The 17,194-nt window shown below is 67.0% G+C and carries 12 protein-coding genes; 4 read left to right on the top strand and 8 right to left on the bottom strand.

The genetic code is table 11. The features are described from left to right. Positions 1-45 precede the first annotated feature (45 nt). Positions 46-3,150, bottom strand: coding sequence for a TonB-dependent receptor (locus KBW95_RS20800; protein WP_211529221.1), 3,105 nt, complete (start codon positions 3,148-3,150; stop codon positions 46-48). Positions 3,151-3,735: 585 nt separating this feature from the next. Here KBW95_RS20800 and KBW95_RS20795 point away from each other — a divergent pair. The 4 genes from KBW95_RS20795 (at position 3,736) to KBW95_RS20780 (ending at position 6,725) form a co-directional block, all read left to right on the top strand. After that, positions 3,736-4,434, top strand: a complete 699-nt coding sequence (locus KBW95_RS20795; RefSeq protein ID WP_211529220.1) for a dienelactone hydrolase family protein — start codon at positions 3,736-3,738, stop codon at positions 4,432-4,434. Positions 4,435-4,603: 169 nt separating this feature from the next. Further along, positions 4,604-4,804 carry a hypothetical protein gene (locus tag KBW95_RS20790; RefSeq protein WP_211529219.1) on the top strand — a complete coding sequence of 67 codons (201 nt, stop codon included), beginning with the start codon at positions 4,604-4,606 and terminating at the stop codon, positions 4,802-4,804. A 224-nt stretch (positions 4,805-5,028) separates the two neighbouring features. After that, positions 5,029-5,778, top strand: coding sequence for a DUF6345 domain-containing protein (locus KBW95_RS20785; protein WP_211529218.1), 750 nt, complete (start codon positions 5,029-5,031; stop codon positions 5,776-5,778). A gap of 2 nt (positions 5,779-5,780) precedes the next feature. Next, on the top strand, positions 5,781-6,725 hold the full coding sequence (locus KBW95_RS20780) for a hypothetical protein (RefSeq protein ID WP_211529217.1): 945 nt from the start codon (positions 5,781-5,783) through the stop codon (positions 6,723-6,725). 22 nt (positions 6,726-6,747) lie between these two features. Here the strand turns inward: KBW95_RS20780 and KBW95_RS20775 are convergent, their stop codons facing one another. From KBW95_RS20775 to KBW95_RS20745, 7 genes are all read right to left on the bottom strand, one after another. Beyond that, complete coding sequence (locus tag KBW95_RS20775; RefSeq protein ID WP_373888836.1) at positions 6,748-9,399, bottom strand: molybdopterin-dependent oxidoreductase; 2,652 nt, start codon at positions 9,397-9,399, stop codon at positions 6,748-6,750. 17 nt (positions 9,400-9,416) lie between these two features. After that, the gene (locus KBW95_RS20770) at positions 9,417-10,646 is read right to left on the bottom strand and encodes an NAD(P)/FAD-dependent oxidoreductase (protein WP_211529215.1); all 1,230 of its coding nucleotides are present in this window, start codon (positions 10,644-10,646) and stop codon (positions 9,417-9,419) included. Beyond that, positions 10,631-10,978 carry a nitrite reductase small subunit NirD gene (nirD, locus tag KBW95_RS20765; protein ID WP_211524271.1) on the bottom strand — a complete coding sequence of 116 codons (348 nt, stop codon included), beginning with the start codon at positions 10,976-10,978 and terminating at the stop codon, positions 10,631-10,633. The genes KBW95_RS20770 and nirD overlap by 16 nt, the downstream gene beginning before the upstream one ends. A gap of 14 nt (positions 10,979-10,992) precedes the next feature. After that, a complete protein-coding gene (gene nirB / locus KBW95_RS20760) occupies positions 10,993-13,521 on the bottom strand; it encodes a nitrite reductase large subunit NirB (protein ID WP_211529214.1) in 2,529 nt (842 codons plus the stop codon). 11 nt (positions 13,522-13,532) lie between these two features. Further along, positions 13,533-14,831 (bottom strand): MFS transporter, encoded by a 1,299-nt coding sequence (locus KBW95_RS20755; RefSeq protein ID WP_211529213.1) that lies wholly within the window; start codon positions 14,829-14,831, stop codon positions 13,533-13,535. Positions 14,832-15,079: 248 nt separating this feature from the next. Beyond that, the gene (locus KBW95_RS20750) at positions 15,080-16,213 is read right to left on the bottom strand and encodes a CmpA/NrtA family ABC transporter substrate-binding protein (protein WP_211529212.1); all 1,134 of its coding nucleotides are present in this window, start codon (positions 16,211-16,213) and stop codon (positions 15,080-15,082) included. Between the two features lie 22 nt (positions 16,214-16,235). Beyond that, positions 16,236-16,880 (bottom strand): ANTAR domain-containing protein, encoded by a 645-nt coding sequence (locus KBW95_RS20745; protein ID WP_211529211.1) that lies wholly within the window; start codon positions 16,878-16,880, stop codon positions 16,236-16,238. Positions 16,881-17,194: the final 314 nt, after the last annotated feature.

Here is a 17,194-nt window from a genome sequence, read left to right as displayed (position 1 = left end):
CTCCCCGATCCGGAGGGATCGGGGAAGGTCGTGAAAGACCCGAACTTAGAACTTGTAGTTCAGGCCCGCGTACACGACACGGCCGGCGTAGCTGTTGGAGTAGAAGCGCGCCTTGGTGTCGTTACCCAGGTGCGAGCGGCTTTCTTCCTCGGTCAGGTTCAGCACCGACGCGGTCAGGCTGAGCTGCTTGGAGAAGTTGTACGCGAAGTTCACGTCGACCTGGCTGAACGGCTCCTGATACACGTTCAAGCCGTTGACCAGGCCGTTCACCACTTCGCCGCGGCGGTTGTACGACGCGCGCGCCAGGAACTTGTCGGTCTCGTAGAACACAGTCAGGTTGAGCTGGTTCTTGGCGCTGCCGACCAGCGGCGACTTGCCGATCTCGGTGCCGTCTTCCAGGGTGATGGCTGCCTGGTTGGTCTTGTTGTACGTGTAGTTGAACTGGAAGCCGAGGCCGGAATCCAGGGTGTGCTGCGCGTACAGTTCGACGCCTTCCGACACCGCGTCGCGGCCGCCGGCGCTGGTGGAGTAGTTCTGCACCGTCACGTTCTCGCCGCCGATGGTCATGTTCATGTCCATCACGACCGGCACGGCGAAGTTGCTGACGTTCTTGCGGAACACGCCGGCGCCAAGCACCGAACCGCGGTCGAAGTACCATTCCAGGCCCAGGTCGTACTGGGTGGCCTTGTACGCTTCCAGGTTCTTGTTGCTGCCCGAACCGAACCAGCCCTGCTGGTCGCCGCCACCGATCAGGCGGCGGTCGTTGACGTATTCCTGGCTGTAGTAGTTCAGGCCGCCCGGGAAGGCGATGTCGCCGTAGCTTGGACGCGCCACCACTTTCGACGCCGCCGCACGCACCAGCAGGGTGTCGCTCAGGTCGTAGGCGATGTTCAGGCTGGGCAGCACATCGTTGTAGGTGCGGTCCAGCGAGCTGACTTCGAACGAGGACACGCGCGCGGTGCTGTCCGGCAGCCTGGTGAAGCCGCTGGTGCAGCCCGAGCCGGCCGGTGCGCCGGCAGCCGGCAAGCCGCCCGCCTGGCACGGCGCCGGTGCGCCGTTCACGTTGTAGAAGTAGTCGTTGTAGCTCTCGACCTGGTCGGTCGAATCCGCGTGCTGCTTGGTGCGCACATAACGCACACCCACGTTGCCGCGCATGCGGTCGGTCTTGAAGTTACCCTGGAAGTACAGCGCCGAGATCTTCTCGTCGACGTGGTAGACGAAGTTGTCTTCGTTACGGGTCTGCATGTCGCCGTAGGTCGCATTCAGGTGCGCGATATAGGCCGGATAGTTAATCGCCGGGAAAGCGCTGGCCTTGATGCCGCCGGTGAGGTTGCCCAGCGATTCGCCATACAGGAAGGACGGCTGGAAGCGGTTGGCGGTCGGGTCGCAGCCGGCCTGGTAGCGCTTGTCGTAGTCGCTCGGATCGGCGCCCTGGCAAACCCAGTAGTTGTTGCCGGTGCTGCGGCTGGTGCCGCCGTCGCGGTACTTGGCGCCGAACTGCACCGAATCCAGCCACGAGCTGTCGGTGTGCCAGACGAAGTCGGCCTGGGCGTACTTCTGCTGGGTGCTGTTCTTGGTCCACGAGGACGAGGTCGAGCCCAGGTCGATTTCGCCGATGCCGTTCATCAGGTTGGTCATCAGCTGCGGCGCGAAGGTCATGGTCGGCGTGCCGTTGGTGGTCCAGGCGCTGGCGGTGTTGCCCAGTGCCCAGCTGCCGTCCGCGTTCTGGCGGCGCGGCTTGATCGGCATACCGAACTGCATTTCCGGACCGCCGGTGGCCCAGGTACGGCCAGCGGTGAACGACGCGTCCAGCGATTCGCCCTTCCATTCGGCGGTGAAGTCGAAGACTTGCGAGCGCGCCTTCTCGCGGTTGTAGCTGCCGGTGATCTGCGGGGTCGGGATGGTGCAGTCGTCCGGACCGAAGCCGCCGGTATTGGTCAGGCCGCCCGCTGCTGCCTGTTCGCCGCTGCAGTAGTAAGTCTTGTTCGGATGGACGCTGTATTGCGCGCCGGTGACGATGGTGCCGCTCGGGTCGAAGGTCAGGCCGTCCAGCAGGCGGCCGCCCGGCCAGTTGCCGTCGCCGTCATAGCGCGCCAGGTTCCATTCCGGGACCTTGAGCGTATTGGTCTGCGAGTTCTGCTTCAGGTCGAAGCGGAAGTAGTTCGCGGTCAGGTTCAGGTTGCGCATCGGCTTGAACTGCAGGGTCAGCTGGCCGCCCTTGCGCACGCGCTCTTCTTCCTTGACGTTCAGGTTGACCGAGGTCGGCATCATGAAGTTCGTGTAGTACTTGCCGTTCTGGTCGTAGAAGCCCGACTGGCCCCACCAGTAGGAAGTCAGGTCCGATTCCTTGCCGTTGACGTCGGTGGCCGGGTTGGTGCGGTAGTTGTCGCCGTACCACTGCCAGTTTTCGGTGTCGGCGCCCATGGTGCGGGTGGTGCGCTTCTGCTGGGTCAGGCCGACCAGCACGCCGAAGCGGTTGCTCTCGTCGTGCCAGGCGTACTGGCCGGAGAACTGGCCGTCGGCCTTCTTGGTGGTGTCGGCCCAGGTGCCTTCGGCGTTGACGAAGCCGCTTCCCGACGGCACGTCCAGCGGACGGCGGGTCTTCAGGATGACGGTGCCGCCGATGCCGCCTTCGTCGAGGCGCGCTTCCGGGGTCTTGTACAGCTCGGCGCTCGACAGCATGTTCGAGGGCATCAGCATGTAGTTGAACGAACGGGTCGGATCGCCGTTCGATTCGGCGGTGGCGACGTAGTTGCCGTTCAGCTGGGTCAGGGTCAGTTCCGAGGACAGGCCGCGGACGCTGACGTTCTTGCCCTCGCCGCCGCTGCGGGTGACGACCACGCCCGGCACGCGCTGCAGCGCGTCGGCGACGTTCTTGTCTGGGAATTTACCGACGTCTTCGGCGGTGATCACCTCGACGATCGAATTGGCGTTGCGCTTCTGGTCGAGGCTCTTCTCGATCGCGTAACGGTAGCCGGTCACGACCACCTGGGCCGGCTGGCCGGCGTCGGCCGTCTGCCCGGCCTGTTCGCCGGCGGGCGCGGTCTGCGCGTGAGCGGCGCTCATGCTCAACAGGGCCAGGGCAACCGCCGTGGCAATCGGCGTGGTGCGCACGACCTGACGCGAAGCAAGAACTTTCCTGAACATCATTTTGAGATCTCCTTATCGTGCCCTATGGATGGGCTCTTTTATGGCGCTACAGAGGGTCTTCCGCCAAAGCGCACTCGGTGGCAGCCCTGGATTGGGACATGAATGGCCGGCACCAACCGCCTTGGAACTGTTCCTGGTCGAACATGGCCGATCGACCAGGGAGGTTCTGGCGCAAGCCGACGGGTCCAGATGCGGCGACATTTACTAAACGACCTGCCGGCGACTCCTGACACCTCGGTATAGCGCTTCAGCCTGAGGGAGTTATACAAATTCGATGGTGGGAACTCAACAAACTTTCAATAAACACGCGCAGTTTAGCCCCGTTTTCCTAAACAAGATTGTTGCGCATTTACATCAGAAGCGGCGGATTTGCCCGGCTTTTTAGCAAAAAAGTTAGCGCTAAATTTCAATTTCCCCGAGTAAATACAATCACTTACAAATTGCCTATTCAGGATGCATGGCGCGGTCGGACGCGCTGTTGCGCTTGTTTAGCGAACGTCCGCGCAACAGGCGCCGTGCTGCGTGCCGCCGCCGCCTTCAAAGCCGTATCATGGACTGCCTCCACCTTTCGCCGAAAGGAAGACCATGTCCGAGACCTACTCCGTCCATACCCCCGCCGGCCACTTCGACTGCTACCTCGCCCGTCCCGCGGCGGCCGGCCCGCATCCCGTCATCATCGTGTTGCAGGAAATCTTCGGCGTGAACGCCGGGATCCGCAGCATCGCCGACCACTACGCCGCACTGGGCTACCTGGCGCTCTGTCCCGACCTGTTCTGGCGCGCCGAGCCCGGCCTGTCGCTGTCCGAGGACAAGGACGGCGACTGGGCCAGGGGCGCCCAGCTCTACCAGTCCTACAATCTCGACTGGGGGGTGCAGGACATCGCCGCCACCATCGGCGCCGCGCGCAGCATGGAGGGTTCCAGCGGCAAGGTCGGCGTCACCGGCTATTGCCTGGGCGGCCTGATGACCTTCCTGAGCGCCGCGCGCACCGATGGCGACGCCTTCGCCGCCTACTATGGCGGCGGCACCGAGCGTTACCTGGACGAGGCCGACAACATCGGCGCACCCCTGCTCTACCACCTGGCCGGCGCCGACGAGTACATGAACCAGGAGGCGCGCCACCGCATCCATGCCGCCCTGGCCGGCAAGCCGCATGCCGAAGTGCATACCTATCCGGGCTGCCATCACGCCTTCGCCCGTCCCGGCGGCAAGCATTTCGATGCGGCCGCCGCCAGCCTGGCCAATAGCCGCACCGAGGACTTCTTTGCGCGCACCTTGCATTGAGCGCGGCGTCGCCAGGGCACAACAGACTATCCGCGCAATTTCCGCTTGTTCGCCCGCGAAGCCGGCAGATGGGCTTTTTTTTGCCGTTCGTTATGCAAAGCTCATCGACACGGATAGATTTGGAGAGTATTTATATGTTGTCACACGGAATTATTTGGCGCAGCCGCGCATGGACGCGGCCGCGGAAACCATGCAGGTGCAGGCCGGGCGCCTGAGCGAAGCCGTCAGCGTGTTCCGCCTGGATGGCATGCAGGAGTCCGCACCGCCCACCGTCAAGGCGTCCAGGCCTTCCCGTCCGCAGCCGGCGCCCAGGCCCGCGCCGCAACGTCAACTGGCTGCGGCCGCCGCCGACGGCTGGGAAACCTTCTAAGCATCCACTTTTCCGGCCGCCCGTGCAGTCCCGCCGGGCGGCGCATCCTTTCGACGCCACGCAAGCCGCGGCGCCGCCGCCCTGCCCCGCCCCCCACAACTTCCGCCTTTCTTGAACTACGCCAGAGTCCGCTCATCAGGCGCGCTCTACTGTATCGGCTGCTACCGCCTGATGCGCCTGCGACGGGACGTCAATGTAGCCCACCGACACGAAAGGAGAACTCCATGGCAAGTTTCGGAGTGGAAGCGATCCGGTACTTCAATCATGCGCGCGCCGCCGGCGTGAGCACGGCGGGGGACCTGAGCTACACCTTCAACCGAAGTAACGGCTTCGATGCGAAGCTGCGTTCCGCCGGGCATACGCGCTCGTTCTACTGGGCCAACACCAACGTCTGGGAAACCGACATCCGCGACACCGACCAGGGCGGCGACGACCGCAACTGGGTCGACAACGTCGACCTGTTCTGGATCGAGACCCACGGCGGCCACGAGACCAATGGCAATGCGCGCATGTTGTACGACACCGCCCACACCAACTGGCGCACCTATTCCAACCAGTGGCAGCTGGGCGAGGACTGGAACAACGAATGGGTGATGGCCTATTCCTGCGAGACGGTGGACCTGAACCGCGTCACCGGCCTGTGGAACATCTTCGCGCGCATGCACATCTACTGCGGCGCCTGGGGCAATATGTACGACGGCATCACCACCGACGAATGCGGCGAGGACGTGGCCGACAACCTGGTCGACGGCGACACCGTCTGCCACGCCTGGCACAACGGGGTCGCCGACTGGTGGGTCGACAACCACCCGGTCACCGTGTGCGTGGGAGACGCCGCCACTTGGAACGGCGGCAACATCCGCTGGGACCGTTCCTACCTCAATCGCGACCACCTGTGGGGCGAAGGCAATGTCGACCCCGACCTGGCGCCTGCCCAGCAGGCATGTCTCCTGTGGATGTGGACGGAGGGCTGAGCATGAACCACCAACACCTGATCGACAGCCTGTGCCAATCACAGGCCAGTGCCGGCGCCCTGCCCGCGCGGGCCGACATCGTCGCGCTGCGCCAGCTGACCCAGGACGAGACCCGCTCCCGCGTCAGCCGCTTCCTGAACACGCTCCAGGACAGCGGCCACTGTCCCACGGACCGCGCCCACGTGCTCGAACGCGGCGAGCGCAGCGTCGTGCACCTGCCGGAAGGCGCGCGCGCCGTCGCCTACCACGCCTCGGGCGCGCTGGAGTACCGCTCCGGCCTGGCTCCCTTCGCGGCGCCCTTCGAGCGGCTGGAGGAACCGGGCTTCCTGGTGCGCCAGCTGGGCGAGGCGGCCCAGCGCCTGAAGCTCACGTCCTGGAGCGAGGAAGGCGGCAGCCTCGCCTTCGAGCGCCTGTGGCAGACCAAGGCGCAGGGCGCGGACCGCGAGGAGCGCGTTTCGCCGCAGCTGCTGGTGCGCGCCACCGGCGCCTGGCGCCATGCGCTCGCCGGGATTCCGGTGCTGGGCGCGGCCTCGGTGGCGCTGACCTTGGCCGGCGACGGCCGGGTCGACGGCTTGTCGGTGAACGTACGCCCGCTGCTGGGCGAGAGCCTGGACAACGCAACGATCGTTAGCCAGGAACAGGCGGCGCGCCAGGTCGTCGAGCGCCTGCTCAGCCTCCTCGGGCGGGCGAAAGATCCGCTGCCGCCCGACGTGATCGAGAGCGCCACCATGCAGTTCGGCTACCTGGACACGGGCAGGCGCAAGACCCAGCGCCTGCTGGCGCCCGTGTTCGTGGCCCAGGTCGGACTGCGCCACAAGCTGGAACGCCAGGCCTATATCATCGCGGTGCACGCCACCGAACGGCCCTACCTGGAGCTGCCGCTGTTCGGCACGGAAGCCGTCGTCACCCGCGCGCGCTCCGAGGCCTGCAAGCAGGCGGCCGCCTGAGCCGGTCCGCTGCGCCGGACCCTCAAGTTTCGGCGCAGCGGACTTCCTCCAGCAGCTTGCGGATCTCCGGCACACAGGATCCGCAGTTGCCGCCGGCACGCACGCAGGCGGTGACTTCGCCGGAGGTCTTCAAGTCCTTGTCCCTGATCGCCAGCACGATGGTGTTGCGGCCGACGCCGAAGCAGGAACACACGGTCGGCCCCGGATCGGGTCCCTGCCTGGGCGCCCGCGCCGCCAGCAAGGTGGCGCGTTCCAGGGCGCCCAGTTGCTCCAGGGCGAACAAGCCGCCCAGCCAGGCGCGCGACGGCAGGTCCGGCCGGCGCGAGACGAACAGGCAGGCCTGCAGGCGGCCGTCGACCACCAGGGCGGCGCGCAGCATGCCTTCGGCCTTGTCTTCGTAGTCGATCCAGTCGGCGTCCTCGTCCGCGTTCAACAAGGCGCGCGCCCATGCCGGCGACACCGGCTCGCGTCCGCCCAGCTCATAGCGCACGAAGCCGCTGCCGCGCACCCGGGTCCAGTTGGCGATGCGTTCCAGGCCAAGCTCCTCGCGGCTGAGGATGAAGCCGTGCCAGGCCACGCCGAAGGGCTCCACCCGCACCGGGGTGTGCTTGAATTCCGGCTCGCCGGAGACCGGGTCGACTTCCGGATTGACCAGGGCGCCGACCCGCGCATCCGAAGCAGTCTGGCCGTTCCAGTGGATGGGCACGAAGGCCGAGCCGCGCGCGATGCCGCCGCCGTGGGCCACGCGCGCGACCATCGCGCCCCACTGGCTGGTGACGCGCGCCAGTTCGCCCTCGCGCACGCCGGCCAGCAGCGCGTCGTGCGGATGCAGGTCGACGAAGGGTTCCGGTGCGTGGCCGGCCAGGCGCGGCGACTTGCCGGTGCGCGTCATGGTGTGCCACTGGTCGCGCAGGCGGCCGGTGTTGAGCGCCAGCGGGAATTCGCCGCCCGGCGCGTTCCGGGGCAGGCGTGGCGCGGTCGGCACGAAGCGCGCGCGGCCGCCAGGATGCGAGAAGCCGCCTTCGGAGAACATGCGGACCGTGCCCAGGGGCCACTGGACCGGTTCGAGCGCATCGTAGGCGCTGCGGTCCATGCCGACCAGCGGATCGAGGCGGAAGGCGCGCGGCAGCTGGTCCGCTTCGTTGCGCCACACCGAGAGGCGGGCATGCTCGTCGAAAATCTCGTGCGCACCCAGGTAGTCGAAGCCCGCGTAGCCCATGCGCTGGGCCACGCCGCACAATGCCTGCCAGTCCGCGCGCGCCTCCCCCGGCGCAGGCAGGAAGGCGCGCTGGCGCGAAATGCAGCGCTCCGAGTTGGTGACAGTGCCGTCCTTCTCGCCCCAGGCCAGGGCCGGCAGCAGCACATCGGCATGGGCGGCGGTATCGGTGTCGCCGGCCACGTCGGACACCACGACCAGTTCGCACGCATCGAGTGCGCGCCGCACCTGGTCCGCGTCGGGCAGGCTGACCACGGGGTTGGTGGCCATGATCCAGACCGCCTTGACCTTCCCCTCCTCCACCGCGCGGAACAGGTCGACCGCCTTCAGGCCCTGCCTGGCTGCGATGCGGGGCGAGTCCCAGAAGCTGCGCACGGCCTCGCGGTGCGCCGGGTTGTCGATATCGAGGTGCGCCGCCAGCATATTGGCCAGGCCGCCGACTTCGCGTCCGCCCATCGCATTGGGCTGGCCGGTCAGCGAAAACGGGCCCATGCCGGGCTGGCCGATGCGGCCCGTCAGCAGATGGCAGTTGATGATGCTGTTGACCTTGTCGGTGCCGCTGGTCGACTGGTTCACGCCCATCGAGAAGGCGGTGACGGTCCTGGATGTCGCGGCGAACAGGGCGTAGAACTCGCGCACCAGCGCGGGATCGAGGCCGCATGCGACCGCCGCGAGCTCGGGATCGCCCGCTGCGGCCAGGGCGCCGTCCAGCCCTTCCGTATGCGCCTCAACGTAGGCCTTATCGGTCAGGCCATGTTGCGCCAGGTAGCTCAACAAGCCATTGAACAGCCAGACGTCGGTGCCCGGCTTGACCGGCAGGTGCAGGTCGGCCAGCTCGCAGGTGGCGGTGCGGCGCGGGTCGACCACGACGATGCGCAGTCCAGGTCGCGTCTCCCTGGCCTTGGCGATGCGCTGGAACAGGGTCGGATGGCACCAGGCGGCATTGGAACCGACCAGCACGATCAGGTCGGCCAGCTCGAAGTCTTCGTAGCAGCCCGGCACCACGTCTTCGCCGAAGGCGCGCTTGTGTCCCGCCACGGCGGAGGACATGCACAGGCGCGAATTGGTGTCGATGTTGGCGCTGCCGACGTAGCCCTTCATGAACTTGTTGGCGATGTAGTAATCCTCGGTCAGCAGCTGGCCGGAGACGTACAGGGCGACCGCGTCCGGGCCATGCTCGGCGATGATGGCGGACAGCTTGCCGGCCACGCTGTCGAGCGCCTCGTCCCAGCTGGCCTGGCGCAGCTTGCCCCCCTCCCGGATCGCCGGATGCAGCAGGCGCCCCTCGAGCCCGAGGGTCTCGCCCAGGGCCGAGCCCTTGACGCACAGGCGGCCGCGGCTCGCCGGGTGCAGGACGTCGCCTTCGATCAGCGCTCCGGCCCCGCCGGCGGGCGTGGCCTTGACGCCGCAGCCGACGCCGCAATAGGGACAGGTGGTGCGGACGGGTTGGAGGTGCATTTCCATCATTGATTCCTTCAGGCGGCTTCGCAGAGTGTGGGCCCGAACAGCAGCCGGTCGCGGAAAGCGGTAATGTCGGCCCCGCGCTGGATCAGCTCGAAGTACCAAGGGCCGTCCGAGACGTCGCCGTACAGCACCGCGCCGGTGACGCGGTTCCCCGCCAGCACCAGGCGCTTGTAGACGCCCGAGCGGCGGTCGCGCAGCACCAGGTCTTCGCTGCCCGCGCCGCCGACGATGTCGCCCGCCGAGTACAAGTCGATGCCGGTGACCTTGAGCTTGGTCGCGGTGGCCTGCTGCACGTAGCGGCGGTGGCCCAGGCCCGCCAGGTGGGCCGCGCAGACGCGGGCCTGGTCCCAGATCGGCGCCACCAGGCCGAAGGTGTTCTTGCGGTGCTGGACGCATTCGCCCACCGCGTAGATGCGCGGGTCGTATGTTTGCAGGGTGTCGTCGACCACCACGGCGCGCTCCACGTGCAGGCCGGCATCGACCGCCAGCGCCACGTTCGGGCGCACGCCGGCCGCCATGACCACCAGGTCGGCCGCGCACTCGCTGCCGTCCTTGAAGCGCACGCCCTCGACCTTCTCGCTTCCCAGGATCGCCTCGGTCTGGCTGGAGAGCAGGATGTGCAGGCCACGGTTTTCCAGTGCACCCTTCAGCAGCAGCGAGGCGTCGCTGTCGAGCTGCTGGTTGAGCAGGCTGCCGGTCAGGTGAACCACAGTCACTTCCATCCCGCGCCGCAGCAGGCCGCTGGCCGCCTCCAGGCCCAGCAGGCCGCCGCCGATCACGACCGCGCGGCCGCCATCGCGCGCTGCCTGCAGCATGGTCTCGACGTCGTCCAGGTCGCGGAAGCCCACCACGCCCGGCAGCTGGGCGCCCGGCACCGGCACGATGAAAGGCTGGGAGCCGGTCGCCAGCAGCAGGCGGTCATAGGCGACTTCGCGCCCGCTGGCCGCGCGCACAGTACAGCGATGGCGCCGGCGGTCGATCGCCACCACCGGGTCGCCCGCATGCAGGGTGATGCCGTTCTCCGCATACCACTCGCGGGTATGCAGCACGATCTCGTCGAAGGCCTTTTCGCCGGCCAGCACGGGCGAGAGCATGATGCGGTTGTAATTCACCCGCGGCTCCGCGCCGAACACGGTGATCTCGTACATGCCTGGCGCGAGCGCCAGCAATTCCTCGACGGTGCGCATGCCGGCCATGCCGTTGCCCACCACGACGAGAGAAGGTTTTACGCTGCGATCCATACCTTGCCCCCTTCGAGGCGCGCCGGGTAGCTGGCTACCGAGCGCTCGGGCGCTTCCAGGCATTCGCCGCTTTGCAGGTCGAAGTGCTGCTTGTAGATCGGCGAAGCGACCACGATGCGCTCGCCGATGCTGCCCACCAGGCCGCGCGAGAGCACGGCGGCTTCCGAATTCGGATCGTAGTTGTCGATGGCGAATACGCGCGGCTGCTCTTCGCCGAGGCGGAACACGGCCACCTGGCGGCCGTTCAGCAGCGCGGCCACGCCGGTATCGGGGACGATCTCGTCGATGGCACAGATGGCGGTCCAGTTATCCAGTTGAAGATCACGGTGCATGATGGTTCTCCTATTTAAGCTGCGCTGGCAATGGGAATGACGCGGCGGCGCTCAATCGGGTCGGCCGGGCGGATCTGGCCGCGCTCCGGCACGAACACGACGTTGTCGTCGCCCTGCTCGCTGTTGACGAAGTGGCGGAAGCGGCGGCGCACGGCCGGATCGGTGACGGCTTCCTTCCATTCGCAGGCATAGGTGTCGATCACGTGCTGCATCTGGGCCTCGAGCTCGTGACCGATGCCCAGCTTGTCCTCGATCACGACCTGCTTCAGGTAATCCAGGCCGCCTTCGAGGTTCTCGCGCCACACGCTGGTGCGCTGCAGGCGCTCGGCGGTGCGCACGTAGAACATCAGGAAGCGGTCGATATAGCGCACCACGGTGGCGTCGTCGAGATCCGAGGCGATGAGTTCCGCGTGGCGCGGCTTCATGCCGCCGTTGCCGCACACGTACAGGTTCCAGCCCTTGTCGGTAGCGATCAGGCCCACATCCTTGCCCTGGGCTTCCGCGCATTCGCGGGTGCAGCCGGAGACGCCGAACTTGATCTTGTGCGGGGCGCGCAAGCCCTTGTAGCGGTTCTCCAGCGCGATGGCGAAGCCGACGCTGTCGCCCACGCCGTAGCGGCACCAGGTCGAACCGACGCAGGACTTCACGGTGCGCAGCGACTTGCCGTAGGCGTGGCCGGATTCGAAGCCGGCCGCGATCAGCTCTTCCCAGATCGCCGGCAGCTGCTCCACGCGGGCGCCGAACAGGTCGACGCGCTGGCCGCCGGTGATCTTGGTGTACAGGCCGTATTTCTTGGCCACCTGGCCCACGGCGATCAGGCCGTCGGCCGTGACTTCGCCGCCCGGCATGCGCGGCACCACCGAATAGGTGCCGTCTTTCTGGATGTTGCCGAGGAAGTAGTCGTTCGAATCCTGCAGGCTCGCGTGTTTGGGTTTCAGCACGAAGTCGTTCCAGACCGAGGCCAGGATGTTGGCGGCCGTGGGCTTGCAGATGTCGCAGCCCAGGCCCTTGCCATGGCGCTCCAGCAGCGCGCCGAAGCTCTGGATGCCTTCCACGCGCACCAGGTGGTAGAGCTCCTGGCGCGAGTACGGGAAGTGCTCGCACAGGTGGTTGTTGACGGCCACGCCCAGCTTCTTGAACTCCGCGTTCATCACCTGGGTCATCAGGGGCACGCAGCCGCCGCAGGCGGTGCCGGCCTTGGTGCAGCTCTTGAGCGCGCCGACCGTGGTCGCGCCATCCGCGACCGCCTGGCACAGCGCACCTTTCGAGACGTCGTTGCAGGAACAGATCTGGGCGCCGGCGGGCAGCTTGTCGACGCCGATAGCGGGACGTTCGGCCCCACCGCCATCCGGCAGGATCAGGAATTCCGGAGATTCGGGCAGCTCGATACGGTTGAGCGCCGTCTGCAGCAATGAGCCGTAGGAAGCGGCGTCGCCGACCAGCACCGCGCCCAGCAGGTACTTGCCGCAATCCGAAGTAACGATCTTCCTGTAGACCTGCTTGCGCTCGTCCAGGAACTGATAGCTGCGAGAGCCCGGCGTGGCGCCGTGGGCGTCGCCGATGCTGGCCACGTCCACGCCCATCAGCTTCAGCTTGGTGCTCATGTCGGCGCCGGCAAACGCTGCATCCGTGCCGAGGATGTGGCGCGCGGCGGTGCGCGCCATGTCGTAGCCCGGCGCCACCAGGCCGAACAGCTGGCCGTTCCACAGCGCGCATTCGCCGATGGCGTAGACGTGCGGGTCAGTGGTGAGGCAGCTGTTGTCGATGACGATGCCGCCGCGCGAGCCAATCGCCAGCCCGGCCTTGCGGGCCAGCTCGTCGCGCGGACGGATGCCGGCCGAGAACACGATCATGTCGGTGTCCAGGTGGCTGCCGTCGGCGAACTGCATGCGGTGGGTGCCGTCTTCGCCGTCGATGATGGCAAGGGTGTTCTTTTGCGTGTGCACGCCCACGCCCAGCTCTTCGATCTTGGCGCGCAGCACACGCGCGCCCGGATCATCGACCTGCACCGCCATCAGGCGCGGCGCAAATTCGACCACATGGGCGGCCAGGCCCATGTCGCGCAGGGCCTTGGCGCATTCCAGGCCGAGCAGGCCGCCGCCGACCACCACCCCGGTGCGCGAGCGCGAACCGCACTCTTGCATCGCTTCCAGGTCTTCAATGGTGCGGTAGACGAAGCAATCCTTGCGGTCCGCGCCGGGCACGGGCGGCACGAAGGGATAGGAGCCGGTGGCCAGCACCAGCTTGTCGTACGAGACTTGTTCGCCGCTGGCCAGGGAAACCGTGCGCGCATCGCAGTCGACCGCCACGACCTTCGCGTTCAGGCGCAGGACCACATCCTCGCGCTCGAAGAAGCCCGGTTCGACCAGCGACAGCTCATCCGCGCTTTTCCCGGAGAAGAATTCCGACAGGTGAACCCGGTCGTAGGCCGGGCGCGGCTCCTCGCCCAGTACCGTGACGCGCACGCCCGGACGCGCTTCCTGGGCCAGGGTTTCAACGAATTTGTGGCCGACCATGCCGTGGCCGATGACGACGATATGCATTGCTGACTCCTTTATGCTGCAGAGACGGCGGGCGCGCTGTCGGCGGCCGTCATGGTGAAGCGCGCGGCGATCGCGCAGATACTCGAGACCAGCACCAGCACGCTCAGGATCATCAGGGTCTGGCGCACGTCGCCCGTGCCTTTCATCAGGAAGCCGGCGGCCACCGCGCCGACGTTGCCGCCCGCACCGACGATGCCGGCCACGCCGCCCAGCGCCTTGGGCGCCACGAAAGGCACCAGCGCATAAGTGGCGCCGCAGGCCATGTGGGTGAACAGGCCGAAGATCAGCATGGCGATCACGGCGTAGGTGACGGCGTCGGCGTTGGCGAACCACAGCAGGCCCAGGCCCTCGCCGATCATCAGCACGAACAGCACGGTGACGCGGCTGTTCAGGGTGCCGGCGCGGGCGGCGCGGTCCGATACCCAGCCGCCCAGGGCGCGGGCGAACAGGGCCAGCAGGCCGAAGCTGCCGGCGGCCAGGCCGGCCGCGCCCAGCGACAGGCCGTAGTGCTCGACGTAGTACACGGCGGCGATGTTGTGGATGAAGATCTCGATGCCGAAGCAGGCGCCGTAGGTGACGAACAGCAGCCAGGCGCGGTGGTTCCTGCAGCCGGCGACGAAGCTGGACCAGCCGCCCTTGCCCGAACCTTCCGGCAGCATGCCGGCCTTGCGCAGTTCGTCGAAGTTACCGTCCGGGCAATCCTGGGTATAGCGCCAGTAGACGAAGGCCATCACGATCATCAGGACGCCCGGCACCACCAGCGCCACCCTCCAGCTCAGCGCCTCGCTCACGCCCAGCATGACCACGGCGCCCAGCAGCAGCGGCATCAGGGCCTGGGCCGCACCGCCGCCCGCATTGCCCCAGCCGGCGGCGGCCGCGTTGGCGGTGCCGACCACCCTGGAGCTGAACATCACCGAGGTGTGGTACTGGGTGATCACGAAGCTGGCGCCGACCGCGCCGATTCCCAGGCGGAACAGCAGGAAGCTTTCGTAGCTCTGCGCCATCGCCACGCCCAGCACCGGGATGGAGCCCAGCAGCAGCAGGCCGGTATAGGTCTTGCGCGGGCCGAAGCGGTCGCACAGCGGGCCGACGAGCAGGCGCACGAAGATGGTGATGGCGACTGCGGCGATGTTGATGTTGGCGATCTGCTCCATCGACAGCCCGAATTCGCCTTTGATCACCGGCATGAGCGGTGCGCAGGCGAACCAGGCGAAGAAGCAGACGAAGAAGGCCACCCAGGTCAGGTGGAAGGCGCGCATCGGCGCGCCGGTGAACGAGAAGAGCTTGATGCTGTCCGCTTTGCTGGCCATGTTTTATCCCTTTGAAAAACAAAACGGCGTCCGCGCTGTCTGCCGGAGGCAGGAGCTGCGGACGCCGTTGTCCAGGTGCCGGCCCCTCGTTAGGCCGGCGTTGAAATGAAGAGGATCGCCTTTGATCCTGCTTGGGGTAATTGCAAGAGCCGTGCCAGCCCGGCTACAAGGGGAAGGCCGCGGAACCGGGGCCGGTGACGCTACATTGCAGTGCACCATTCCCCAGAATGATGCATGCGCGTGCGTCTTTACAGCGCGCCCAAGGCGACGCGCCCGTCCCAGACCGCGCCGTCGATCAGGACCGAGCTGCGCATCTCCTCCGCGGGCAGCGGTGTGCCGGTGCGCTCGGCCGCTTCGCGGTACAGCTGGACGCGGTTGACCTCGCGCGCCACGGCCAGGTAGTCGGGATCGCTCCTGAGCAGTCCCCAGCGGCGGTGCTGGGTCATGAACCACATGCCGTCCGACAGCCAGGGGAAGGTGGCCTCCCCGTCCGCATAGAAGCGCAGGCCGTTGTGGCCGCGCCAGGCGCTGCCCTCCGGCTGCCGCCCGGCCAGGCAGTACTGCAGCAGCTCGCGCCCGGCGTTGACATAGGCCGGGCTGGCCAGCACCTCGGCCGCCGCCTCGCGGTTGGCGCGCGCCGCGTCCAGCCAGCGCGCCGCATCCAGCAGGGCCGCGACCATGGCGCGGCAGGCGTTCGGATGCGCATCCGCGAAGCTGGCGCGCGTGCCCAGCACCTTGCCGGGATGGTTCGGCCAGATCCGCTCGCTGGAGGCGGCCAGGAAGCCCGCCCCTTCGCGCAGCGCGCGCTGGCCCCAGGGCTCGCCGGCGCAGAAGCCGTCGATGTGGCCGGCCGCGAGGCTCGGCGCCATCTGGCCGGGCGGCACGGTCGCCATCTGGCAGTCGCGCAAGGGATCGATGCCCGCCGCCGCCAGCCAGTAATAGAGGAACATCGCATGGTTCCCGGTCGGGAAGGTGTGGGCCAGCGTGAGCCGGCGGCGTTCCTCGTGCAGCAGCCGCGCCAGCAGCGCGGGCTCCCGCGCGAAGGCCGCGAGTCGCCGCGAGAGCGTGATGTTCTGGCCGTTCTGGTTCAGGTTCATCAGCACCGCCATGCCGCGCTGCTGGCTGCCGATGCCTGTATGGACCCCATACAGCAGCCCGTACAGCACATGGGCCGCGTCCAGCTCACCGCCCAGCAGGCGCTCGCGCATGCCGGTCCAGGACAGTTCGCGGCTGAGCGCGAACTTGATCCCGTATCGTTCGTCCAGTCCCAGCACCGAGGCCATCACCACCGGCGCGCAGTCGGCCAGCGGCATGAAGCCGATCCTGATCGTCTCGATCTCGGGCTTGTCCGAGCCCGCGGCCCATGCGTGCTTGCTTTCCATAGTTTCCTTCCGCCTGCCGCGCTCAGCCCAGCAGGTCTTCCACGTCGAGGATGCGCTGGGCGATCTCCGCCAGCTTCATGTTCTTGTTCATGGCCAGGCTGCGCAGGCGCTGGTAGGCCTGCTCCTCGCTCAGCCGGTAGCGCGTCATCAAGAGCCCCTTGGCGCGGTCGAGCAGCTTGCGCTCGGCCAGCTTCTGGCGCGTGTCGGAGAGTTCGTCGAGGAGCTTCTGCTCGCGCCGGAAGCGCGCCAGCGCCACGTCCAGCACCGGCTTGACCCGCTCCGGCTGCAGCCCCGCCACGATATAGGCGGAGACCCCGGCCGCCATGGCCGCGTCCATGCTGGCCGGCGCATCGTCCTCGGTGAACAGGACGATGGGACGGCGCTCGTCGCGGGTGGCGATCACGATGTGCTCCAGGATGTCGCGCGCATCGAGCTCGCTGTCGGCGATGATCAGGTCCGGCTGCAGCTGGGCGATGCGCTCGGGCAGGAAGACGTCGGCCGGCAGCGAAGCGACCAGGTCGTAACCCGATTCCAGCAAGCCGATGCGCAGCGCGGCGCTGCGCCGGGCCTGCTCGGCGTGCATGGCGTCCGAACCGGCGTCGGGCGCTGTGGCGGGGAGCACCACGACGATACGCAAAGGGGATGAAGCACTGTCTGGCGATTTCATGCCAACTGTTCATGCAAGATTCGCACCACCTCGCTTTTCGACGCCCCCGGCATGCCCCTCTTATTCACGCCGCGTCTGGCGAGACATTCGCGCAACACATATCTGCTTTCGAGCCGGAGCGACAATTATTCACGCTATGTATCGATGGAATCACGAATCTAAAGTTTGTTTATGACGAAAACGGTTCTATACTGCAACGCAACATCGCAGTATTTATCGGAGATTCGACATGACCGCTACCACCAGCTTCATCGCCGCCGCACTGGCCGCCATCCGCAGCTTCTCGCAAGAACTCTACGCCGCACACGGCGGCT

This window comes from Massilia sp. ZL223 (assembly GCF_018119395.1).
In the GTDB taxonomy this organism is placed as follows: domain Bacteria; phylum Pseudomonadota; class Gammaproteobacteria; order Burkholderiales; family Burkholderiaceae_D; genus Telluria.
Note: the sequence above shows the minus strand (reverse complement) of the source record. Positions and strands in the feature narration are given on the sequence as shown.

Coding starts and splice junctions, on each gene's coding strand:
- KBW95_RS20780 (WP_211529217.1), top strand. CDS start 5,781: ATGAACCACCAACACCTGATCGACAGCCTGTGCCAATCACAGGCCAGT.
- KBW95_RS20745 (WP_211529211.1), bottom strand. CDS start 16,880: ATGAAATCGCCAGACAGTGCTTCATCCCCTTTGCGTATCGTCGTGGTG.
- nirB (WP_211529214.1), bottom strand. CDS start 13,521: ATGCATATCGTCGTCATCGGCCACGGCATGGTCGGCCACAAATTCGTT.
- KBW95_RS20770 (WP_211529215.1), bottom strand. CDS start 10,646: ATGGATCGCAGCGTAAAACCTTCTCTCGTCGTGGTGGGCAACGGCATG.
- KBW95_RS20790 (WP_211529219.1), top strand. CDS start 4,604: ATGGACGCGGCCGCGGAAACCATGCAGGTGCAGGCCGGGCGCCTGAGC.
- KBW95_RS20795 (WP_211529220.1), top strand. CDS start 3,736: ATGTCCGAGACCTACTCCGTCCATACCCCCGCCGGCCACTTCGACTGC.
- KBW95_RS20755 (WP_211529213.1), bottom strand. CDS start 14,831: ATGGCCAGCAAAGCGGACAGCATCAAGCTCTTCTCGTTCACCGGCGCG.
- KBW95_RS20750 (WP_211529212.1), bottom strand. CDS start 16,213: ATGGAAAGCAAGCACGCATGGGCCGCGGGCTCGGACAAGCCCGAGATC.
- KBW95_RS20785 (WP_211529218.1), top strand. CDS start 5,029: ATGGCAAGTTTCGGAGTGGAAGCGATCCGGTACTTCAATCATGCGCGC.
- nirD (WP_211524271.1), bottom strand. CDS start 10,978: ATGCACCGTGATCTTCAACTGGATAACTGGACCGCCATCTGTGCCATC.
- KBW95_RS20800 (WP_211529221.1), bottom strand. CDS start 3,150: ATGATGTTCAGGAAAGTTCTTGCTTCGCGTCAGGTCGTGCGCACCACG.
- KBW95_RS20775 (WP_373888836.1), bottom strand. CDS start 9,399: ATGCACCTCCAACCCGTCCGCACCACCTGTCCCTATTGCGGCGTCGGC.